Origin of the sequence: Photobacterium sp. 2_MG-2023, assembly GCF_030547675.1 — a bacterium.
Lineage (GTDB): Bacteria > Pseudomonadota > Gammaproteobacteria > Enterobacterales > Vibrionaceae > Photobacterium > Photobacterium arenosum.
Genome location: NZ_JAUOQQ010000001.1, coordinates 576,272 through 599,678, shown reverse-complemented (window position 1 = coordinate 599,678; position 23,407 = coordinate 576,272). Strand labels below are relative to the sequence as shown.

Annotated in this window: 21 protein-coding genes; 4 read left to right on the top strand and 17 right to left on the bottom strand. The window is 48.4% G+C overall.

Features of this window, described 5'->3' with window-relative positions; genetic code table 11:
* Nucleotides 1-266 precede the first annotated feature (266 nt).
* From Q4491_RS02705 to Q4491_RS02690, 4 genes are all read right to left on the bottom strand, one after another.
* Nucleotides 267-3,380, bottom strand: a complete 3,114-nt coding sequence (locus tag Q4491_RS02705) for an efflux RND transporter permease subunit (RefSeq protein ID WP_303454293.1) — start codon at nt 3,378-3,380, stop codon at nt 267-269.
* Nucleotides 3,380-4,768, bottom strand: a complete 1,389-nt coding sequence (locus Q4491_RS02700; protein ID WP_303454220.1) for an efflux RND transporter periplasmic adaptor subunit — start codon at nt 4,766-4,768, stop codon at nt 3,380-3,382. The genes Q4491_RS02705 and Q4491_RS02700 overlap by 1 nt, the downstream gene beginning before the upstream one ends.
* Before the next feature lie 10 nt (nt 4,769-4,778).
* The gene (locus Q4491_RS02695; RefSeq protein ID WP_192016748.1) at nt 4,779-5,423 is read right to left on the bottom strand and encodes a TetR/AcrR family transcriptional regulator; all 645 of its coding nucleotides are present in this window, start codon (nt 5,421-5,423) and stop codon (nt 4,779-4,781) included.
* A gap of 99 nt (nt 5,424-5,522) precedes the next feature.
* Entirely contained in the window at nt 5,523-6,119 is a 597-nt protein-coding gene (locus Q4491_RS02690) for a GNAT family N-acetyltransferase (protein WP_218387380.1), read from the bottom strand.
* A 204-nt stretch (nt 6,120-6,323) separates the two neighbouring features.
* Here Q4491_RS02690 and Q4491_RS02685 point away from each other — a divergent pair, with 204 nt between their 5' ends.
* The gene (locus Q4491_RS02685; protein WP_237796284.1) at nt 6,324-6,935 is read left to right on the top strand and encodes a beta/gamma crystallin domain-containing protein; all 612 of its coding nucleotides are present in this window, start codon (nt 6,324-6,326) and stop codon (nt 6,933-6,935) included.
* Nucleotides 6,936-7,004: 69 nt separating this feature from the next.
* Here Q4491_RS02685 and Q4491_RS02680 read toward each other — a convergent pair whose 3' ends face one another.
* The 9 genes from Q4491_RS02680 to Q4491_RS02640 form a co-directional block, all read right to left on the bottom strand.
* Entirely contained in the window at nt 7,005-7,775 is a 771-nt protein-coding gene (locus tag Q4491_RS02680) for an aminoglycoside phosphotransferase family protein (protein ID WP_303454213.1), read from the bottom strand.
* Nucleotides 7,776-7,786: 11 nt separating this feature from the next.
* Complete coding sequence (locus Q4491_RS02675) at nt 7,787-8,185, bottom strand: ACT domain-containing protein (protein ID WP_218387346.1); 399 nt, start codon at nt 8,183-8,185, stop codon at nt 7,787-7,789.
* A gap of 40 nt (nt 8,186-8,225) precedes the next feature.
* Nucleotides 8,226-8,708 (bottom strand): GNAT family N-acetyltransferase, encoded by a 483-nt coding sequence (locus Q4491_RS02670; protein WP_218387377.1) that lies wholly within the window; start codon nt 8,706-8,708, stop codon nt 8,226-8,228.
* Nucleotides 8,709-9,686: 978 nt separating this feature from the next.
* The gene (locus tag Q4491_RS02665; protein WP_303454210.1) at nt 9,687-10,169 is read right to left on the bottom strand and encodes a tol-pal system YbgF family protein; all 483 of its coding nucleotides are present in this window, start codon (nt 10,167-10,169) and stop codon (nt 9,687-9,689) included.
* Nucleotides 10,170-10,305: 136 nt separating this feature from the next.
* Nucleotides 10,306-11,043 (bottom strand): NAD(P)H-dependent oxidoreductase, encoded by a 738-nt coding sequence (locus Q4491_RS02660; protein ID WP_303454207.1) that lies wholly within the window; start codon nt 11,041-11,043, stop codon nt 10,306-10,308.
* Between the two features lie 137 nt (nt 11,044-11,180).
* A complete protein-coding gene (locus tag Q4491_RS02655) occupies nt 11,181-12,071 on the bottom strand; it encodes an EamA family transporter (RefSeq protein WP_303454205.1) in 891 nt (296 codons plus the stop codon).
* Between the two features lie 28 nt (nt 12,072-12,099).
* On the bottom strand, nt 12,100-12,672 hold the full coding sequence (locus Q4491_RS02650) for an O-methyltransferase (RefSeq protein ID WP_303454203.1): 573 nt from the start codon (nt 12,670-12,672) through the stop codon (nt 12,100-12,102).
* Nucleotides 12,673-12,931: 259 nt separating this feature from the next.
* The gene (locus tag Q4491_RS02645) at nt 12,932-13,315 is read right to left on the bottom strand and encodes a hypothetical protein (RefSeq protein WP_192016757.1); all 384 of its coding nucleotides are present in this window, start codon (nt 13,313-13,315) and stop codon (nt 12,932-12,934) included.
* A 128-nt stretch (nt 13,316-13,443) separates the two neighbouring features.
* Nucleotides 13,444-13,671 (bottom strand): hypothetical protein, encoded by a 228-nt coding sequence (locus Q4491_RS02640; RefSeq protein WP_192016758.1) that lies wholly within the window; start codon nt 13,669-13,671, stop codon nt 13,444-13,446.
* Between the two features lie 157 nt (nt 13,672-13,828).
* Between Q4491_RS02640 and Q4491_RS02635 the strand changes: the two genes are divergently transcribed.
* On the top strand, nt 13,829-14,353 hold the full coding sequence (locus tag Q4491_RS02635) for a TetR/AcrR family transcriptional regulator (RefSeq protein ID WP_218387366.1): 525 nt from the start codon (nt 13,829-13,831) through the stop codon (nt 14,351-14,353).
* An 8-nt stretch (nt 14,354-14,361) separates the two neighbouring features.
* Here Q4491_RS02635 and Q4491_RS02630 read toward each other — a convergent pair whose 3' ends face one another.
* Complete coding sequence (locus Q4491_RS02630; RefSeq protein WP_303454194.1) at nt 14,362-16,722, bottom strand: ATP-dependent helicase; 2,361 nt, start codon at nt 16,720-16,722, stop codon at nt 14,362-14,364.
* A 287-nt stretch (nt 16,723-17,009) separates the two neighbouring features.
* On the opposite strand from Q4491_RS02630, the gene Q4491_RS02625 reads away from it, so the two are divergent.
* Both Q4491_RS02625 and Q4491_RS02620 read left to right on the top strand, forming a co-directional pair.
* Nucleotides 17,010-18,113, top strand: a complete 1,104-nt coding sequence (locus Q4491_RS02625) for a phosphoribosylaminoimidazolesuccinocarboxamide synthase (protein ID WP_303454191.1) — start codon at nt 17,010-17,012, stop codon at nt 18,111-18,113.
* A 211-nt stretch (nt 18,114-18,324) separates the two neighbouring features.
* The gene (locus Q4491_RS02620; protein WP_303454189.1) at nt 18,325-20,193 is read left to right on the top strand and encodes a methyl-accepting chemotaxis protein; all 1,869 of its coding nucleotides are present in this window, start codon (nt 18,325-18,327) and stop codon (nt 20,191-20,193) included.
* Between the two features lie 70 nt (nt 20,194-20,263).
* Here the strand turns inward: Q4491_RS02620 and Q4491_RS02615 are convergent, their stop codons facing one another.
* The 3 genes from Q4491_RS02615 to Q4491_RS02605 form a co-directional block, all read right to left on the bottom strand.
* Entirely contained in the window at nt 20,264-20,773 is a 510-nt protein-coding gene (locus tag Q4491_RS02615) for a GNAT family N-acetyltransferase (protein ID WP_303454186.1), read from the bottom strand.
* Between the two features lie 88 nt (nt 20,774-20,861).
* Nucleotides 20,862-21,458, bottom strand: coding sequence for a DJ-1/PfpI family protein (locus Q4491_RS02610; RefSeq protein WP_303454183.1), 597 nt, complete (start codon nt 21,456-21,458; stop codon nt 20,862-20,864).
* Between the two features lie 168 nt (nt 21,459-21,626).
* Complete coding sequence (locus tag Q4491_RS02605; RefSeq protein ID WP_192016764.1) at nt 21,627-23,177, bottom strand: sodium:alanine symporter family protein; 1,551 nt, start codon at nt 23,175-23,177, stop codon at nt 21,627-21,629.
* Nucleotides 23,178-23,407 lie beyond the last annotated feature (230 nt).

Below are 23,407 nucleotides of genomic sequence, written 5' to 3'. Positions count from 1 at the left end.
CGATATTCTATCAGATGCTTAGCGACTCATCCTATTGATAGAAAAGAAGAAACAGCCTGTCAAAATCACTTTTTTAGCTGTCATTACGACACTTGTTCATATCTGTGAAGCGGATCAATGTCGTCAAATTTTTGAACATCACGGGGTGTCTTGCATTCAAAATGTGCGGTGACTGAGTCCATCAAAGTGAAGACGATGGTTGATTTCAGCGTACTGAAGCACAGATCCAAATCCCATGGTCACACAGTCTCTTTGGGCTTAAGATCTCAGCTTTCCGTCACAGGTGTCCAGCTTTTATGCGCCTTCAGTGCACGATAATCAGCCAGAATGCCGTAAATGCAAGGCACCACGAACAACACCAATAGGCTTGCGGCCAGTAAACCGAACGTAATGCTGATCACTAACGGGATCATGACCTGCGCCTGCAGGCTGGTTTCGAATAACAAAGGCAGCATGCCAGCAATGGTGGTCACGGTTGTCAGTAACATGGCCCGGAGACGCGCTTCACTGGCTTTTCGGGCTGCATCCTGCAAGGACATCCCCTCCAGAACATTGGCTTTCACATAAGTCACCAGCAAAATAGCATTATTCACCACAATGCCAGCCAATGAGACAAATCCCACCATGCTGGGCATGGTCAGCGGATACCCCATCAACATATGGCCTGCAATCACACCGATCAGTGACAACGGAATCGCCAGCATCACAATCAGGGGTTCAGCATAAGTCCGGAACTGAATACTCAGCAGCACAAAAATACCGATCAATCCGATCAGAAACCCATTGCGGACCGAGGTCTGGGTGATGCGGCTGTTTTTTATCTCGCCCTCCACCTGAAGGGTGATGCCGGGAAAGCGGGTTTGCAATTCAGGCAGAAAACGCGCAAGTGTATCCGTCACCACCGCTTGGGCATTGGCTTTCTGGCTGTGAACTGCGCCAAATACAGTGACGGTCTGCTGACTGTCGATGCGATGAATCCGCGAGTAATCCCGCTCAAAATAGATATCAGCCACACTCAGCAAGGGGATACGGTCTCCGGTCCGTGGATGAAGCAAAGGATAATATTCCAGAGATTCAAGATTCAGCTGACTCTCGGCGGCAAGCTGTACTGTGATTTCCAGATCATCAATTCCCCGGTAAATCTCATCGACGGTCACACCATGAAATGCCTGCCGGAGCTGCGCTGCGGCCTGAGCAGATGTGAGGCCCGACGCCAAAGCTTCCGGTTTGAGTGTAAACCTGAGCTCGGGCTTACCCGGCCGTAAATCATCGAACACGTTATAGACGCCCGCATACCCTTTCAGCCATTGCTGGAGTTCGTAGGACGCCTCTGACAACTGCGCAAGATCCCTGCCCTGCAAGCGTAATTCAATGGCTCTGCCTGCAGGACCGAGAGACGGCTCGGTGAAAATCACCTGAGCAACCTGAGGCAGCGCCGGTAACGCGTCTGACCACGCCTGAGTCAGGGTATCCATTTCTGTCACCCGCTGCTCAGCCGTGAGCAAGTCCACACTGATCGTTGCCAGATGCGCGCCGGTCTCAAAGGCATCCGAATTGTGGCTGTAGGTGACGGTGATCGCTTTCACCAGCGATTCAGATGCTTGCGACGCCAGTGAATCAGTGGCTTGGTTCAGCGCACTCAGCACGTGATCAACCGACTGCGCTGTGACATGGAACGGAGTCCCGGACGGAAGGATCAGCCTTGCTTCCAGCACATCCCCATCCATGTCGGGCAGGGCCTGAAACTTCAGATGACCGCTCACCAGCATCCCAACCGAAAGCATCAGTAATGCGAGACTGCCCCCAAGGACGGCATAACGGTAATGCATGGCACTTTCAACCGCCTGACCCGTGCGCTGCTGCAATTGCAGAAATGCCTGATTGATTCGGGTCCTGAATCGGTTGTCCGGCGATGGCTTGTCATGTATCAGGGTATGATGCAAATGGCTGGGCAATATTAAAAACGCCTCAATCAGACTGACCGAGATCACCACGAGTAATACCGCAGGAATCACGCGAAGGACCTGTCCAATCTCTCCTTCAATGAATAATAAGGCCCCAAAAATCAGCACCGTGGTTGCAAAGGAAGACAGCACTCCGCTGGCCACACGAGCGACCCCGTCTGTCACTGCTGCCAGCGGCTTTTTTCCCAGTCTGGACTGCTCGGCAATGCTTTCTGAAATAACAATGGCATCGTCCATTAAAATGCCCAATGCCAGTAACAGCGCCACAATACTCATCATATTGAGCGTGATGCCAAGGGATGACAGGACAAAGAAACTCGCCAGAAAACTCACGGGTAATCCGGCAACCACCCAGAAGGTATAACGCAGGCGAAAAAACAGCAGCAGACTCAGAAACACCAGAATCAATCCCTGCCAGGCGTTTTCTATGAGCATGTTTAAACGATCCACCACGATCGAGGTATTGTTCTGAATCAGGGTAAGCTGAACACTCTCGGGGAGATGGTCATGCTCAGCCGACACAAAGGACTCAACTGCTGCAAGTACAGACAAGCTGTCATCCGTGATATTTTTCCGGACATTCAGCAAGGCCGCTGGCTGTCCGTTTAATCGGGCCTGATTTTCCGGCTCACTGAATCGCTCTTCAATCGTCGCCAGATCGCTCAATTGGATCTGGCTGCCCGTGTGCCCGCTTAAAATGGTCAGATTGGCCAGTTCAGCCGCAGTGACGCGTTGATCATCCAGACTCAGATCATACGATCTGGACACTGTCTCTAAGGATCCCAGAGGCAGGTTCAAATTCTGGGAAGCAATCCGCTGACTGACCTCTTCCAGTGTTAATCCGTAAAAACGGAGTTGCTCCGGGCTGACTGACACCCGAAGTTGCCGCGTTGAAAAGCCTTCAATCCGGACGATCGGTATCTCAGGTTGCCGCAACATTTTGGTTTTCAACTGCTCTGCCAGTGTTTTTAATTCCGTCTGGGACAGACCGGACGCCGTCACAGCAATCGTCACCACGGGGCTGGTTCTCCCCATCTCTTCAACGACTGGGGTTTCCGCTTCATCCGGAAAGCTGTCAATACTGTCAACGGCAGAGCGGATGTCTTCCTGAAATACCGAAAAGTCCCGGCCCTCCACCATGGTCAGTGTCATCTGTGCGAGGTTATTCCTGGCCTCACACAAGACTTCAAGCAGATTGGGGATCGCTTCCATCGCATCTTCCAGGGGGCGACAAATCCCGTTTTCAACATCTCTCGGACTTGCTCCAGGATAAGGCACCAGCACACGCACCGTGTCTGAAGCAAGCCTGGGGAAGGTCTCCCGCTGTAAGGATGGCAGTGTCAATAACCCTACCAGTATCAGCAGGATCATCAGTAAATGAGCCGCCGTCGGGTGGCTGGCAAAATATCGGATCATCACTGGCCCACTCCTGCCGACTGCGCCAGCATAGTCGGTGTGGCTTCCAGGCGATCCGGCGTCAGCGATAACGGCAATCCATCCAGTGCGGGCTGTACATCACTGGTGATCACTCGGGTGCCGTCCGGAATATGACCCGGTGTAAACAACGCCCAATCCTGCATCGTCAGGCTGGCCGTCGCAGGCACACGGCTCAAACGGCCCTGCTTGTCAGCAGTCAGAAGAGCGCCAGCATGCAGCGCATGGCGCGGCAGAACCACCGCCTCAACCGGGGAACCCACCAGCGTCGCAATGACTGGCATCCCTGCCAGCAAAGGCGGCTTTTTGCCCGGCGACAAAAAACGGTAAGGCTGATCGACCGTCAGGGTAATACTCAGTGTGTGCGATTGCGGATCCAACGACTCCCCCAGATTCACAATCTGCCCGCGCCAGACCGATTCCGAAAAACCCGGCACCTGTATCGTGGATTCAAGCCCCAGTTGACTCAGCAAAGGGCCGAATTGTCCCGCATCCGTCAGATCAACCCCAGTTACGTGATCTTCAAACAACAGCTTCAAAAAGGGTTTGAGTTTCGCGATAGGGAACTGCGCTTTCACTTCCATCTGATCGATACCGCTGGCTTCAAATAAGCGTTGTCCCGCAGGCACATACTGGAAGCGATCCGTATGAACGGCGGTAAGCCGACCGGTAAAAGGCATCACAATCCGGGTCCGGTCTAAATCTCGCTGGGCCTGTGTCACTTTCGTTTCTGCCAGTGCATGTTTTGCTTCCAGTACATGGCGTCTTGCTGGCAGCGTGGCGATTTCATTTTCCAGTATCGCTTGCTGCTGGCGGAGCTGAATCAGTTTTTGCCGTTCACTGTCGACCTGAGAATCGGATTGTGCGCCCCGCTCGCTCAGCGTCCTTTTCCGCTTCAGTTCACGCTGAGCCACTGCGATGTTCTCCTGAATCAGCGCGTCACGCTGTGTCAGGTTCTCCGCAGTGGTATCGATTTCCCGTAAATTCGCTGCTGCAATCGCCCGCTCCGCTTTCGCCTGAGTGAGTGCCAGATGATAGTCCGCAGGATCCAGCTCAACCAGCACCTCCCCCTGATTCACAAGACTGCCTTGTTTCAAATAAGGCGAGACCCGGACCACCTTTGCAGACACCTCAGCCAGTGCCACCACTTTTTGGGTCGGTTCAATGAAACCATGCCCCACCAGTTCGGGACGAATCACCCTTGGCGCCGTTTCGATAAAAGTTACAGCAATGGGCGTCATTTCAGTTGACTGGTGGTTGACTGGTGGACGTGTTTTGAACAGCACAACCAACATCAGCAATCCCACCACAGCGAGCATGGGCAACGCGAGTTTGGATGTTAAAATGACTTTCAGACAATTGCATTTCATGTGGAGCCCCTTACCTGGGCGGACTGCCCAAACCTTGTGTGAGTAATAACGTCAGATGCTGTTTCCAGGCACTGGAGCGAAGCACCTGGCGATCAACGCCCAGTACATCCTGAATCAATGGCTCGGCAATCATTGGAAAAGCCATCAGACTGATCAGCGATGCGGTGGCAAATTTCGGATTAATATCTTCACGGAGAATGCCTTTCTGCTGCAAAGTCGTGAACAGATTCAGCAAGGATTCCCCCATCCGGGCAGGAAAGGTTTTCACGAAATGCGCTCTCAGTTTTGCCTCGCGAGTCAGCACTTCGTCTTTGATCAAATGAACCAGCCATGGTTCTTCAGACATCATGTCTGCGATCCGGTCAACCAATACCGGTAAAACGGATTCTGGCTGGGTTTCAAGTAAAAACACGACTTCCTGTATCCGCTGCTGGCGCTGACGCCCGCTCCGGTCCAGAAGCGCGATAAACAGCCCTTCTTTGTTCCCAAAGTAGTAACTGATCATGGCGGATTGTGTGCCGGCTTCCGCTGCCAGCTCACGAATGGTGATGGATTGATAAGATTTTTGATCCAGTAATCTTTCGGCAGCATCAAGGAGTGCCGACATCATCTGTGCCTGTTTTTCAGGATCTTGTGGTCTGCCTCGGGACATCATTTCTCATTTCATTAATCAAGTGATTAACAAAATCATAGATGCATTCAGTGAATGATTCAATCCTGTCATTCAGATCGCAGATCAAAACTTTAGAAAATGTCAGTCGCCGCGCAGGTGATAGATCATGGTGGTTGAGCCAGAAAAGCCAACGAGCCATTTCAGATAAGGAAAACGATCGGTTCTGACTGGGAGGAAACCTTTTTCGTCATACAGTTTTCTGGCTCTTGGGTTACTGTCGATAACGTCGAGCCGCACTTTCTGATACTGATTTTCACTGGCATACGCAATAATGTGCGATAGCAGTTTCGAACCAAGCCCCAGGCCACGACAAGCAGGATCCACCACGATGCCGTCCATGATCAGCTCTTTGGGATCAGGCTTGCGTTCAAACAAACTCAGGACAACCGCTGCCCAGGTTCCGCGCCAGAAGCCCAGTACTCTCCATAACCGTCTTAAGGTTATCCCGCCCGTCAGTGATCCCTGCGCGGTCTGATACCCGGCAATACCCACGATTTTTCCATTCGAGATCACCACAAAAGAAAAATCCGGATTAAAGGATTCAGCCAGCAAATGAATCCGCTGCGCTTTGCTGGGAATCGCGGCTTTAAACTTATGTCCAAACGCATTTTCATACAGTGAGGCAACGGCTAAAGCATGGGACGCATGCCAGCCTTGCTGAATATGAGAGTCATTCATTGTCCATACCTTTCACTTTTCTTTATTATTGACAACAAACCATATTCTTCAAACTGACCGCTTTAAAACGGATTCAAAATCACAATTTAGACATTATCAAAAAACAAACTGCTTTATTTATGGTTTTCACAATAACACTGAGCGTCTATGGTTAATTTGCTAGTGAATCAGCAGTCTTTACTTCTAACAGAAAAGGGGAGAAAAATGGTAAAAACAACAGACGTGGCGTTTTATCGTGAAAAAAACTTCGGCGGATCACCAGACTACTACCAACTGGGCGATGATATCACTTTTCACTTTGGTGATGACTATAACGACAAATACTTATCGTTGAAAGTGATTAACCCCGTAAAAGTTCATTGTTATCAACACACTGATGGTTCAGGCATCTTTAAAAGCTATACCCATGGGGACTACGCCAGTATTGAAGAAATGCATGGTCTTTCTAAGTTTCAGATTGTTAACATTGACACACACTTTGCCGTCAGTATGCGTTTGATTGATGAAACCGGTGGTGAGCCTCGCCAATTTTTAATGACATTCAACGCGCACAATATTGGTGATGCGGAGTTTTGGTCTGGTGAGGAAACATATACATATTTACCGGTAACAGAGAATAGCGAGTTAATTACCTGTGCTATTTACATTAGAAATATAGCTACAGGTGAATATATAGCCAATGGCTCCATGTATTTCCATTACAACACTACTCACGGCATTATAGATGTGGTTACACCAGGAGAAACTTTCCCTCCCAATTTAAAAATAACACGCGTTGACAGTACAAAATTCGACTTTACCTTAGTTGCACAATAATAAATAACCTGCAAAGCCTCGCCATCGTATAATGCGCCGAGGCTTTCATTGCGATACTCAGATAATTCGTCAACAAATACCTTCTATGATTTTATTCTCATTTAAAGATAAATAGTCAATATCCGCCAGATACCCCGCATGATGACCCTCTGCAATGTGCTGTGCGAACTGCTCGTCGCCAGTGTCAGCCTGTGCCAGCATGAAAGTCACTAAGCTTTGCAAGCGTGTGATAATCTCAGTCACCAATTTCTGTCTGTCTGAATTGGAGACGCAGTAACTGTCACAGAATAATCTGGCGCGGGCTATTTGTGTGTTGAGTGTACCCATCTTATCAATGGGATCGGTTTTAAAAGGCGACCAGCAATAGACAGAATACGCAATATCCCATAATCGGGGGGCCGGATGGGCAGTATCGAAATCAAACACGCCCACGACTTCATTTCCGTTCAGGGCCACGTTGTAAGGGGTGAAATCACCATGACAGATGACTTCGGCCGGCTCTCTGGCTGGCAACATCCAAACCGTCTCCGCCAGATTCACATTATTCAGGAAACCCTGCGAGACATCATGTAATTGCCGCAGCAATCTGGCTGCGCTGATCAATGCCTCTTCTGAGGCTATCGCCCCTTCAAGCGGATAATTGTACGTATCGCCTTCGACAAAACTCAGCACCTCAGATCCCGTATCCATCCCAATCACTTCAGGACAGGCATGAAACCCCTGTTGGTGCAGATAACGTAACAAGCAGTGAACCGTCGCAGACCACTCCTGTATTGGCCTGACAACCGTTTCACCCTGGCGGTAAATCCCTGTACTTCTGCCTCCGGAAAGCGTTTCCATGGTCATCCTTCTTATTGATTTGTCAGATCAGTCAGCACCTGCAAAGCCAGGTCCGCTTTGTCCGCCGGTACAAAGACATGATCGTGATAAAACGCGGCAATCACATTGGCACTGATGCCATGCTTTGCCAACGCGGTTGACACCGCTGCCGTCAGCCCCACGGCTTCGAGGCTGGAATGTACCGTCAGTGTGATACAGCGAAAGGTCGATTCATACTTCATGGCTGCCTTTTCAGCCGCCTGCGCCGTGACCACCAACGTTAAGCCTTCCTGCTCCTGAAATGTGGCCAGGGGGGCATACTGCAGATACTCGGTAATATCCCCGTTGACCGTACAAAATACATAATCTTCTTCCCGCGTTAACGGCGACATGGTTTGCAGAAGCCGTTTTAAATCCATAATTCCTGACATATTCCCTCCCTGCCCTGTCATCATGCTCTGTGATCAATAGTTAAGTAAGCTGTTTGTACATCACGTAGCAATCGACCAAGCCTTTATTTTTGTGCCGGTAGGCGTCCGGTAAGGTGCCGATTATCTCAAAACCCAGCTTCTGCCAGAGTTTCACGGCAACGTCATTGGTCGATACCACTGAGTTAAACTGCATCGCACTGAACCCTTGCTCAAGCGCCACTTGTTGTGAATGCTCGCACATGGCACGTGCTACGCCTTTGCCCCGCGCTGCCGGCGTTACCATATAGCCGCAATTACAAACATGGTTTCCCGGCCCCATTGCATTGGCTTTGAGATAATAAGAGCCCAGCACTGTGCCGTCTTGCACGCATACAAATGTCTTCAGCGGCAACTCGCCCCACAAGGTAAAAGCTTGTTCTCGGCTCATCTCCGGCTCAAAGGCGTAGGTTTCCTGCGCCTGAATAATGCATCTGAACGCTGGCCAGAACTGTTCGAAATCGGCGGCATCCATTTCACGTATCAGCATGTCTGTGTTCCCTTTCCTGTTATTGACTGAATTTACGATGAAAACCTCTGGCTGTCATGCAATGGTATAACGTAAACAGACACGCAAAAACAATAGATGGTAAAGACAATCGCGTCGATGGCCGTTTACGGAAAAGCGCGGCTTTGCCTCTGTGATGCAGGGTGAAATATTTAAATGATTTGAGGAATCAGGCTGATGTGTTTGACGTTAGAGAAGGTAAAGATGAAGCAATCTGAAGCGAAAAAAATCGGGGCTGTGAAGCCCCGCACTCAAGGAACCATTGTTCAGTTTCTTATTATAATTCCGTTGGCTTACGGCATGATGCCGCAAGGCCTTATACCTTAAGAGTATCCAATCGAACTCAATATGGCGAGTTATCACCCTGATATTGCGAAAAAATCACGTCATGATCACGGTAACTCTTCAAAATTTATCCCAACCCAAGCACAGCGCGCTCTGGAACGGCGTACTCGATCCAAATCCAGCTCCAGTTTAATCAATTATGTTGTACTGTCAGCCTGATGTAGTGTATCTCCATCCCGGCGACACCAAACAACGGACCTTACCCGGCTAACCGGCACTGATATCTGCTTACAGGGCTGGAAAGAATACATCTTCCTATATCGGCTGACAATTTCTCCTTGTGGATTTATTGCCTGAACAGTATTGAACACCAGCCTGCCGATGCATCGGACCGGATACGTGCCAAATACCCAGATCGCGTGCTGGCTCTCGCTCCCGGCATTCTGGCTTATTCAATCGGAAGTGTGTTTTAAAGAATTCTTCTGTCAATTGAAAGATTCTCAGTCTTGAGTTGAGCGAAGAATACGAGTTCTGAAACACAATACTGAAATGCTGTCGAAGTGATTTCATCGATTTTCGATCCGCTTTAGCCTGACCCGCCAATCAATAAAAGCAACTAAGTTCATATCCAAATTTTCTGATGAGTGATCCAGTTTGGGATAACAACGTGAATTACCACTTCTTATCGACATCGGCAGCATAAAGCAAAATGGCTCGCTGATACTCTTTGATTGCTTCGCATTCAGTCGTCGTGACCAGCAACCTGAGCAATATCTCAATCGCTTCCTGGTGACGCCCCAGATTATGCAAACACATGGCGTAGAATGGCTTCACTTCATTCGCCTCAGGATACTCAGACAATGTACTTTCAAAATAGCCCAGCGCGTCTTCATAACTGCCAAGACCTCGGTGAGTACAAGCCAGACCGAACAATGCGTCGAACCGCTCAGTAGAAGAAAGAGGCCCATTCAAAGCAGAGGCATAATGAGAAATTGCCTCGCGCTCCATGCCTTCATTGTCGTATGACCAAGCAATATTCAAGTGAGCTTTCGCTGCTTGTTCAGGCTCCTGTAACAGCGAGAATAACAGTTCACGTGAAGCAGTGTGCTCACCTTGTTTTCTAAGCACAACGGCTTGATCAATGATGGGTTCCATTTCACTCAACTCAGCTGGCTATGGGTAAGACAGTGAACTTATCATGCTCTCAGCCAATGGGTAGCATTGATGACCTATAAAACACAGAAAAGAATTAAACCAGTACATATATCAGTGAGCATTGAAATCAGGCTATTCATGAGTTTTTATCTTTCTCATTTCCTAATTCATCCCAGTCATCCCATCCTGGAAAAGACATAGGTACCCTATCGTCTAACCGGCTTAATTGGTTCTCCCAGTCTGCGAGGTTGTCCTGCAAATCCTGATTAAATTGTGACGGAGATTTGTAAGTAAACCCTTTGTTTTGTATTTCCGTTGATAGGTATGGTGGCAATACAGTGAAGCCCATGTAATGCAATGAATAACTCAGTGAATGTAGCAACATCTGAATATCACCTCCACCACGTCCATTTTCAGTAAACGTTGACAGAGGCGCACCTGAAGTCACAGAGCAAATTGCACGTTTACCTTTGAAATAACCTTTGTCATAACGCATCTTACTTGTGTACAACCCACCTCCAACGAAAACCCTGTCAAACCAGCCTTTTAACATAGCTGGCTGTTGATGCCACCACAGTGGGAATTGAAAAATGACTAAGTCACAGTTTTCGAGACGTTGTATCTCTCGCTGAACATCGGATGGTAAGGTCTTGGTTTTATAAGCATTACGTTGCTCTGAAAGTATGTCAAATCTATCAGTTTCAACACGATTCAAATAATGTTCAGCTTTTTCTACCGGGTCAAAATTCTCCAAATATAAATCAGACACTTCAACTTGATGACCAGAACTTTCAAAATATGCTACTGCAGTATTTTTCAATGACGCGTTAAATGACATAGGTTCTGGGTGACAGTGTACTATTAGAATATTCAATCTGTTCTCCTTTTTGTATTAAGTGTTTCCCTATTTACACGCTATTTGTGTGTAAAAGATAATAACATCCTTACATACGGAAAACATTTTCCACGATTGGGTTGATAGACATAACACGTTATTTTTTCAATCAGGCTTTAGAGCTGCTGCCGGGCAGCACGACTTTTTGCCTGCATCAGTCGTCCCCCTAAAATACAGCATGTCAAACCGAGAAAAATCAGTCCTGCGCCTGCCATTTCTGTTTCAGTCATGCGCTCGTTCAGTACCAGTGTGGATGTGAACATCCCGACGACGGGAATAAGCAAAGCAAAAGGCGTCACTGTGGCTGCGGGATAGCTTTTCAGTAAATGCCCCCATAATGCAAAAGCCAGCAACGTTGAAATATAGCTCACGTAAAGCAGTGCCAGCCATGTGTCCGAAGTGGCAGCGAGCAGCACATCCAGTGGCTGTGCCGTTTCTGTGAAGTACGAGATTAGCAGCAAAGGCAGCGGAGGAACCAGACTGACCCATACCATAAAGTGAAGCAAATTAACCCCTTGCATCCGCTTCATAATGGTGTTGGCAATTGCCCAGCAAAAAGCGGCCGCCAGAATCATCACCAGGCCCATGGCAGTAATGTTGCCGTCGGCTTCGAGAAAAAACAGCCCAAAACCTGCCACGGCAACCAGGATGCCGAGTGCCTGATACCGACTGACCATTTCTTTATACAGTAAGACACTCAAACCAATAGTGAAAAACACCTGAGCTTGCAATATCAGGGATGATAAGCCGGCTGAAGCATCCGCTTTCATGGCGATAAACAGTAAGCCAAATTTCAGCACACCCAGAAATACGCCGACACCCAGCACGTTCCATACGGACGTTTTCGGGAAGGGGATAAAAAACACAGCCGGGACAGCCACCACAGCAAATCGCAATGCAGAAAATAATATCGGCGGCAGTGTTTCCAGCCCTATCTTAATGACAGAAAAGTTGACACCCCAAATAACGACAACCAGCAGCGCAAGAACCATGTCCCTTGATTTCATTTCCCCGTTCCTTCTTCGAGCTTCGCGTTCATGCTTTATACACGACAAGCTCACCTTTGCCGACGGGCAGCAGACAGGTCGTTAACCCTTCCTGGCGGCACAGATAGTCGGTAAAGGCTTCGAGTTCATGACGATGTGAAATTGCATTGTCACACACTAATACCCCACCCGTTGAAAGTTTACTTAGGAGCAAGTCAATATAATCCATGTAAGCTGAACGATCGGCGTCGAGAAAAATAAAATCAAAGCTCAGATCTGTGCTTTGTATGTATTCGCGGGCATCTTCCTGAACCTGTTCGATACGATCCTGTAATCCGGCCCGTACGAAGTTTTCAGTCGCCATTGTGATTTTATCTGTCTGTTTTTCAACAGTTACCACTTTGCCTGCTGCGGGCAGTGACGAAGCCAGCCACAGGGTTGAGTAACCATTGGACGTGCCAATTTCCAGTACATTTTCAGCACGTGTCGCCTTCACCATGACAGAGAGGAACTCACCTGTGTCCCGGGTAATATTCAGCAGTTTTTTCGATCGGTCTGATTCAGTTGCGTCATTTTGTTCACCTAACGCCTCTAATTCAGCCAGTAATAATGCTAACGACATCCATTGCTCCCCGTTCATCATTTCGTGCGGCTCAAACATCCGCCTAACAATCATATGAACATGAAAACATATCAATGGCATCACATTTCATCAACTATAACCGCGTATAGCAGACATAAAAAAAGGCTGCCAAAGGCAGCCAAGCATCACAACTTATAGGGTTTGGTAACCCATTCTTATACCGTTCAACATCTTTCTGTTACTGGCAGATTGATGTATCAGTATAAAGAGACGACTGTATGATGCTGAGTATTAAACATTATTTTGTCAGAGAGCACGGCGCTATCCGATTTTCTTTGTACCCGCACATCACAGGATAAGTTCCCGCCTGCTTGATATCCGGGGAATCCTCCAGCACATGATCTTTGTAATGACGCCAGGTGTATTCCGCCATCAGCACACAGTAACGGGGATCGGTATCTTTTTCGCACTGCTGCCTTGCCCGTAACAGTGCCGACATTTCTATTTCGCACTGATAAATCTGGGCCTCATCCTTGTAAAGCTCTCTGCACAATGACAGAGGCTCCTCGGCGGCGTTTGCTTGCACGGCATTTGGCGAAATATCCCGCCAATGTACCTGAGATGAAGAACAGGCCGTGAGCAAACAGAAAAACGGTATGATCAGCAACCACTGAAATCGCATTGTCAGCCCTTCCTTTTGCATTGGACGCTATAAAATGGCGACCGTTCAGGAAAGATTCATAAACGCAAAATAGTGTGTGTAACCTAAACGCCCACTCTTAAGACTGCTCACTACATCGCTTTCCCGTTTTAATGCGTGCTCAATCCCCTTACTTCCTCTTCTCGGTACGCCTTTTTCAATGCCAGCCAGCTCGTCTTCGGGCCAAGGATCAATGACAGCACAGCCACTCCCCCAATCATCAATATACCGCCCACAATCGGCCCGAGAACAAAACTGTAAAACACCAGATACGGCAAATACACCCCATAGCGCAACACCTGAAGTACTACTCTTTTCATTAAAAGTAAATTATTCATGATTCGACTTCTCCATCTTTCCATTTCATAAAATTGAGCGCGCTCATTTATATTAAGTTGAGCGCGCTCAATTTTCAACATTCAAGATGAAGTCCGCTTACCAATTACGGTATGATGGCTGCTCATCCGCAACGAGCTATCAGCAAAGCAGCAAGAAATGATGAAAAGAGAACAAACAAAACGACGAATTCAGGAAGCCGCCTGGCAATTATTTCGCGAGAACGGTTATCAAGACACAACGACACGACATATTGCTGAACACGCTGAGGTAGCGGCCGGAACGGTATTTAGCCACTTTCCGACAAAACTGGATTTACTGAAAGCCGGTTTTAGTCAGCAAATTGATCATGTCTTAACGGAAGCAAATTCTGATTGCCCCGAGAGCTGCCCCAAAGAGAAACTCATGCACTTTGCCGGTTACCTTTACGCGTTTTATTGTCTGGAAGCGGATTTCAGCAAAGAGTTATTTCGGGTGTTGATTTGGCAACAGGAAGAGTTTGAAAAGCAGCTGGAAGCCTTCCGCCAGCGCTTGTTTTCACATGAAGCGAGTTACGATCAACACCGAGCTGCCGTAATGATGGATTGCTACTTTATGACACTGATCACCGGATTGAATGCTGATAAGCCGGATGCGACATTAATGCTGAACCAATTAGAAAAGAAATTAGATGTATTGCAGTAAATACGCCTTCATCTGAGCACCTGCCGACGCGCGTGGGACACCGCAATCAAACGTTTAACCAGCACAGGTTTTTTACTGTCCTCTGCCATTTCCAGATCACGTAATAACCGGGTAATTTCTGCATCAAGGTAACGGGCATTTTTGGTTCGGAGCAAGGAACGAATCACCTTCTCAGCGTTATCAGGCAAAGGCTGCTCAATAGCCCACAGGTAGCTGTAAGCAGCAGAGCTGACATGATTGGCCTGACTGAGCTTGGCATGGTTAAGGCTAGGGTTATTTGCCCTGGATAGCGTTTTGTGTGGCGTGCGACTGCCCGCGCTTTGCGCTGCATCCGCGGCCCGGCCGACACGTTCGTAATACCTTTCCGTCACCGGGGATGGTGCAGCGGGGAGTGGCCCGTTCTGATACAGGGCTGGCCCAATGGTTTTGGCCTGCTCAATGGCAGCTTCCCGAACGAAGGTACTGGCATTACGTTTGCCTTTCTTTTCCGAATCGGTGTAATACACAGCCGAAAACGCTTTCGCCCGCGTTAAAGCGACATAAGCCAACCGCCGCTCTTCTTCCTTATCGGTTTTCATGTCTGTAGCTGCCGGATTGCGATAGGGAAAGGCATCTTTATCCCAGAACGGCAGGAATACACGCTGATATTCGCACCCTTTTGCCCGGAATATAGTGGTGACTTGCACGCTGGCCGAACGCGGCTTCTGATCTGCCTGTCCCTGACCGGTATCGCGGGATTGCGCCGTGTAGAACTCAAAATACTGTAAGGCTTTTTCGCAGCGTTGATCCATAGACTCCAGCACGGTCGATACCGCATCCAGCCTGTCTATCGCTTCTTCTATCTCACTGGCTGTGGCTTCGGTTTTCCATATCCAGCTGTCCAGACCGCTTTCCCGCCGATACTGCTCAAACACATCAAATGCTTTCTGCCCGCCCTTGCGCTGTAACCGGGTAAAAAGCTCAAGGCGTTCAATCAGGTTATCCAGTTTCAGATTGGGGTTCACCTGGGCATGTCGCTCAGCAAAACCAACCCAGCGGCTATCCGGTATTTTCACCAGCTGATCACATAAAGGTCTGAGCGCTTTATTGGGTACGTAACAATGGGGGAATGACAGCAGGCTGAACAGCAGTGCGGATCTGTCCTGATCATTTAACTGGGCAAATCGCCCAATGGCCAGGGTCATGACCTCCATCAGTAAACGCACTTCACGGCTGTTTGCCAGCACTGAAGGTACGGGCATGTGGTACGGAATCTGTTTGCTGAGAAACGCCAATTCAAACAGCAGGGTCTGAGACCAGCGCCTTACCAGAATGGCGATATCGTCCGGCTGACCACCCTGTTCAATATACGCCTGTACCGCACTGACAATTTCCCCCACCTGTCGGGGAGAGCCTATCAGGTTAACCTGAGTATCAGGGATATTGTCTGCAGGCACGGTCAGGAAATCTGAAAAGCGAGCCTGGTTATGCGCAATCAGATGGCTGGCGGCCAGCGCCAGACTATGGCCGAAACGAAAAGTCTGTGACAGCGAATAGACCTGCGCGGGGGCAAAGTCACGTTCAAAATTCAGCATGAACTGCGGCGCACTGCCCCGCCAGGTGTAAATGCACTGATCCACATCGCCCACGGCAATTAGCTGACAGTCAGGCCCAAGCAACTGCTTCAATAAACGGTATTGCGCATTGTTGATATCCTGAAATTCATCAACCACCAGTAATCGACACTGTTGCTGACAGTGCGCACGCAGTAAGGCATTTTGTTCAAACAGTGACACGACAGTCACCAGCCAGTCATCAAAAAACAGTAACTTCTGCGCCTGCCGCAAGTGTTCAAAGGCTGTGTAGGCATCCAGAATAAAGCGATAGTCATTGTTGATGCCCGCCATGGCAAACACTTCATGAGGCGGCAACATATGCGCTTTCACCAGACCGACAAAACTGAGCAACAGTTCAAGGGTTTTCGGCTCTTTCAAATGCTGCTGTTTACTGTAAGTCGTCTCTTTCCCCGCCATTTGTCGCAGCACTTGTTTAGCCAGACTTTTGTCGTTTTCGCCAGGGTTGAAATCAACACGGTATCCGCTTTCAGCCAGGTAACCCGACTGATTCAACACCCGCAGACAGAAGCTGTGGAAGGTATGAACAGGTACAGACTGGGTGATGCCTGATTGGTTGAGTTTCTGCTGAAAATCGCGGCGTATATCGCTGTTAAACATCAATACCAGCATCTCGCTGGCCGGTCGCATGTCGAGCTGAGCCTGAATCAGGCCGACAAGGGTCGTCGTTTTACCCGTCCCCGCACCGGCAATACATAAGGCATTTCCCTCGCGATGCTGAATAAAACCCTGCTGCTCGGATGTAAAATGCATCATGTACCGTTTTTACCTGTTGGTCTGAAAGGACAGTGATTTTGCCACAGTTCCGCCCGTCGCACTAACACCTGTCAGCCTTTTGCGATTACCGCTGAAAATTCAGGCGAAATGGCGGTACTGTTGCATTTAGCGCCACTCAGAGAAACATCAAGGCAAACGTTTGCTTTTTTGCTGAAAGGCGAAAACACTTCTGCTATCATCTGCCTCGCCAACAGGATATGCGCTGATTGGGCGACACCCCAAACAGCGATTCTCATCGAATTGACTCTTGAAATAGGAACTTCACCATGAGCCTTGCTGATCAAGTTCTTGCTGTAAATGATGATCTCCCAATCCGTACCGACCAGCCGGTTCACAGCGGTAAAGTCCGCTCCGTATACTGGCTGACTGAGGCTGACAGCCGCCGGCTGATTAAAGAGAAAGGCTACAATGTTCGCCCGGATGCGCCTTTGGCAATCATGGTTATCAGCGATCGTATTTCTGCGTTCGACTGCATCTGGCATGGTGAAGGTGGCCTGAAAGGTGTACCGGGAAAAGGCGCGGCACTGAATGCGATTTCCAACCACTGGTTCCACCTGTTCCGCGAGAAAGGCCTGGCAGACAGCCATATTCTGGATATCCCTCACCCATTTATCTGGATAGTTCAGAAAGCCCGCCCCATCAAAGTAGAAGCCATCTGCCGCCAGTACATCACTGGATCCATGTGGCGTGCCTATGCAAATGGCGACCGCGAATTTTGCGGCATCCAGGTTCCTGATGGCCTGACCAAAGATCAGAAACTGCCAGAAGTTCTGATTACCCCTTCCACCAAAGGAATTCTGCACGACATTCCGGGCGTGCCTGCTGTCGATGACGTGAATGTGACGCGCAACGACTTGCTCAACAATTATCAGGCGTTCAATTTCAGCCAGCCTGAAGATGTTGATCACTACGAAGTGCTGCTGAAAGAAGGGTTTGGCGTTATCAGCGACGCGCTGGCGCAACTTGACCAGATGTTTGTCGATACGAAATTTGAGTTCGGTTATGTCACCGATGCACAAGGTCAGGAAAAGATGATCTACATGGATGAAGTCGGCACACCGGATTCATCCCGCATCTGGGATGGCCCGTCATACCGCGAAGGCAAAATTGTCGAAAACTCTAAAGAAGATTTCCGTCAGTTACTGCTGAACCACTTCCCTGACCCGGACATTCTCCTGAACAAAGAACGCATGGATGAGCGTGAAGCACTGGCCCGTGACAATGCACTGCCTAAAGATGTACTGATGCAGGTTTCCCGCATTTACACCGGCATTGCAGAGAAAGTCACAGGTAAGAAAATTGAGCTCAGCGGTAATCCGAAAGAAGAAATCATTACTGTGCTACGCAATGAGTATGGTTTGATCGACTAATATTCCCTTAATGGAATATCAGGGCAGCGTATTGCTGCCCTTTTTCATTGAGTCCTGGTTTAATATTCGGAACAGGAATGTATTATTCCTCACAAAATCATTCCTAATATTTATCACTCATCACAATTACATATTTTTGCTGTTAAGACTTTTTAAGCCTGCACCGACAATGGAGGAACAATAATAGCAATTACAGTAGTTGAGGGACTCCATGAAGTTTAGCCACAAAATCGTTGCCACTTCGTCGGCAATACTGTTCGCCGCTTTAGTTCTGCTTTCCGGCATCCAGTACGTTCACACCAGGGATGATGTGCATAAGCTGGTAAACAACAGCATTGATGAAATCGTTTCCGGCGTGAATCAAACCTTAGTCACAGAGATAGCCAGCCGGACGAAATTAGCCAATATCACCGCTGGGATCGTCGAGCAAAATTTATCTCCTGATAGCATTCGCCAGATTATCAGCCAGCCTGTGCTCAAAAACACCTTTGAGCTAACCGGCATCGGGTTCGAAAAAGACGGCTCTTTCATCATCAGCGATCCGTCCTGGAAGCCTGCACCAGGCTGGGATCCCCGTGCTCGTCCCTGGTATACCCAGGCAAAAGAAGCCGGGCATATGATTATTACATCGCCATACCGGGATTCGGTCACAAACGAAATTCTGGTCTCTTTCGCAGCGCCGGTTAAAGACAACGGCCAGTTTACAGGTGCGATCTTCTTTGACGTCAGCATGAGTAAAATTGCTAATCTGATTAACCAGGCTTCTTTGTTCAATGCCGGTTATCTCTTTTTGGTCTCAGAGAATGATGTCATCATCGCGCACCCTGACAAAGACGTTAACGGTAAGCTGCTGTCGAAAGCTTATCCCGGTATACAAATCTCAGAGCAGCCGTTAGATACGATGCTCGATAATGAATCCGTCAATATCAGCTTCCATAAAGTACAAGGACAGACACTGTATATTGGTGCGGTCCTGAAAAATGATGTGGCGTTTGCCGCTGTTGATCAAATTAAAAACAACGCCATTATTTATTCTCTGCTGTTCATCATTGTCGGCTTCATCGCCGTCTTTTTAATGGTCAAACGCCTGATGCGTCCTTTGGATGTCATCAATCAGGCCATGAAAAACATAGCCACCGGACAAGCCGATCTGACCCAGCGTCTGAGCACCAATACCGAGCCAGAATTTGCGTCTCTGGCGCAAAGTTTTAATCAATTCACTGAACGTATGCAGCAACAGATCATACGCTCGCAAGCGCTGAGCAACGACATTATGCAAGGCACTGAGCTGACGGCTCAGGGAGCGAATCGTTCATCCGAGGCCATGAACAGCCAGCTGCAACAGCTTGAACTGCTGGCAACAGCCATGAATGAAATGGCTTCAACATCGGCTAACGTGGCAGACAATGCACACAGTGCTGCGTCTGCAGCATCAGCGGCAGAGCTGGCTGCACAGGAAGGCGGTAATATCGTTTCCCGGACATCTGTGTCGATTCATGATTTGTCTGATCAAATTGATCAGGCAGTCGATGTCGTCAAAGAACTGGAGTCTGCCACAGGCAACATTGAGCGCATTCTTCAGGTGATCAATGACATTGCCGACCAGACGAACCTGCTGGCACTGAATGCTGCCATTGAAGCTGCAAGAGCTGGCGATTCCGGCCGGGGTTTTGCGGTCGTCGCCGATGAAGTCCGGACGCTGGCACAACGTACTCAGCAATCGACGACAGAAATACGTCAGATGATTGAGCAACTTCAGGCAGGCGCCAGCTCAGCCACCAGCACCATGGCGCTGAGTAAAAACACGGCCAGCGAAACCGTAGCAACGGCACAGGAAGCCGACGAAGCACTGTCTCGTATCCGTGAAGCCATTCAGCAGATCAACGATATGAACATACAGATAGCTTCAGCAGCAGAGGAACAGAGCCTGGTTGCTGAGGATATCAATGGCAATACCATCAATATAAAGGACTTGTCGGTTCTGGTTGCTGAAACCGCCAATGAAACCAGTGTGGCGATGGAAACCCAGATAAAGAACGTACGCGAACAAAATGAACTGATGAAACAGTTTACTGTGTAATCCCTTCATTGCCGCCAGGCTCATTGTCTGGCGGCTTTCCTTTCATTAACCAGGTTTTCTGAGACAAAACCTATGACGCTCGCTGATAAACATGATCCGCGTACAGCTCACCGCCAATTTCATACGCTTCGGGAATTTTCTTCTGTAACCTGAAACCACACTTTTCCAGCACTCGTTCTGAAGCGACATTACCTTCTGTTACCACAGCTCTGAACAAGTTAAGTCCTAATTTTTCTTCCGCCCAGTGAATCACTGCATGCAGGGATTCTGTGCCATAGCCTTTGCCGTAAAATTCAGGCATCAGCAGATAACCCATTTCCGCAATACCTTGATCAACAAAAAAACCAGTGATGCCGACTTTGCCACCTGACGATTTTTCTTTGATAACCAGGGTTAACCATGCTCCGCTTTCAGGTGTCCACGCCTGAAGACGCGCATGAAATTTTTTCTCTAATTCGTCGTCAGATGGCGCATCAAAACACTTTTCGATTACGGCCGGTATCGTATGAAGTGCCTTAAAAAGCGGCCAGTCCGTTTCAGCGATGGGCTCTAATGTTAATTGTTGTGTTTCTAAATTCATCCTGAATCACCTCTTAAAGACTGCCTTAAGATTCAATAATCATCCATTTTCACAATGTTGAATGACAGCGCATCCAGCCCTCAGGTAGTCATGCTTCTGAAAGTGTACGGCTGATTAATGCTTCAAACATTTCTGACTGGCCTGCAGGAATAAGCTGCCGATGAATTTCCCGACGCTTATCCACACCATACAAACGCTCTGCCAACCAGCCTGTAAGGTACAATTGCGACAAGCACCCACCTGCTGTAGCAAGGTTTCCATGTACTACCAGCGCCTTATCCAGGACATGAATACCTTCAGCCTCAAGCGCTGATTTTGCATCCGGATGAGTCGTTGCCTTAATGCCATCCAGCAGCCCCAGCTTGGCCAGAATAAACGCACCAGCACAAATTGACCCAATAAGTTGGCTTTGAGGATCCAGCTTAAGCGATGCCATAAATTCATTATCATTTAACGCCGCCGGAACCCCTTTGTAACCGCTGCTGAATAACACAACATCGGCCTCCGATGTCTCTGCAACATGCCCGTCTGTTTTTACTTCCATTCCTAAAGAAGATATATGGGACGGCTTAGTGCCTAATATTTTGACAGACCAGTCCATCTGGCTTCTTCCCAAAATATCCCGTAATAAGAAAAAATCGATATCCGTGAAATTATCAAAAATGACGATAGCTATTTGATACATCTACTCATACCCACCAATCTGCTTGTACTTTCCGACGGAAAATTTAACACATAAGCATCAACGTGTATAAGTAAGTGTGTCTTGCACTGTCACTTGAGTGAACGCCTTAAACAAGAAAGGCCAGCAAATGCTGGCCCTGGATAGTTAATGAATGTCTGTCAATTCACATTATAAGGTTGATTTCGCTGTACCTGTCGCGGATGAATCTTCACCCAGGTCTGGCGCTTTCTGGCCCTTACGCTTCATACGCTCTTCCCAGTAATCAGCACCTTTGATGCCGAGTTTCACTGGATCAAATACGTACTCTTTCACGCCGGCTTTCTTCTGCATTTCATAGTCTTTCAACGCTTTCAGCGCTGGTTTCGCCATGAAGAAGATGATCAGAATACCGATGATGTTCAACCACGCCATCAGGCCAACACCAACATCACCCAGCGCCCATGCCAGATCGGCTGTCTTCACTGCACCGTAGAATACAGATGCCAGCAAGAACAGCTTAAGTACAAACATCAGGCCAGGTACATGAATGGTACGGTGGATGTACGCAACATTGGTTTCTGCAATGTAGTAGTACGCCAGAATTGTTGTGAATGAGAAGAAGAACAGTGCGATTGCCACGAAGGGTTTACCCAGGCCAGGCATTGCTGTTTCAATCGCCATCTGAGTAAATACCGGGCTGTTAGCAGCAATTTCAGCTGGCAGGTTTTGAATCAGGAATGCACCTTCAGCGCCACCGTGTACGTTGTAGGCACCTGTGATGATAATCATGAATGCCGTTGCACTACACACCAACAGCGTATCAATGTAGATAGAAAACGCTTGCACCATACCTTGCTGAGCAGGGTGATCAACCTGAGCCGCTGCTGCTGCATGCGGACCAGTGCCCTGACCGGCTTCGTTGGAGTAAACGCCACGCTTCACGCCCCAGCCGATAGCTGCACCGACACCCGCCATTGGCGAGAAGGCATCACCCACTATGGTGGCAAACACACTCGGCACCATGTCAATGTTCAGCAGGATAACAACGAAGGCAATAACGATATAACCCAGCGCCATGAAAGGAACAACGATTTGAGTAAAGTGAGCAATACGCTTAACACCACCAAAGATGATGAAAGCCAGTACCACACATACAATCGCGCCAGTGATGATCTTCGCAGAACTGAATGTACCTAAAGTGGTTTCGATCACATCACCAGAACCAAACGCTGCTTCAACCGCGTTACCGATACTGTTTGACTGCACACCAGGTAACAGAAGACCACAAGCGACAATTGTCGAAATCGCAAAGATCCATGCATACCACTTCTGACCCATTGCTTTTTCAATGTAATACGCAGGGCCACCACGGAACTGACCTTCGTCTTCCACTTTGTAGATCTGAGCAAGTGTTGATTCATAATAAGCTGTAGAAGCACCCAGGAAGGCTACAACCCACATCCAGAATACGGCACCCGGACCACCAAAACCGATGGCGGCAGCAACACCTGCAATGTTACCTGTACCGACACGACCTGACAGTGAAACCGCCAGTGCCTGGAACGAGGAAATCCCCTTTGCCGAACTCTGACCAGCGAAAAGCAGGCGAAGCATTTCGCTGAAATGGCGAACCTGCATAAAACGTGTTGTGATGGAATAAAATAAACCGGCACCCAGGCAAAGATAAATCAATGCCGGACTCCATATTATCCCGTTGATAAAATCGACCAATGACTGCATATGAGTCTCCCTGTTATAGTCTGTTTGGTTACAACTCGAGCAGTATAATACGCAAATTGTAACCTTATTGTTAAGAATTTTATTTCATCAGCATTGATTTGCTTGATGCAGGCATCAAATAGCAACAAATCCACAACATCCAGTCATTGAAACTGTGATTGACGGCAAATGCGGCACACCCCACCAATCATTACCAGTTAGGCCTGTGATAATTTGTATAAGTATTAGCC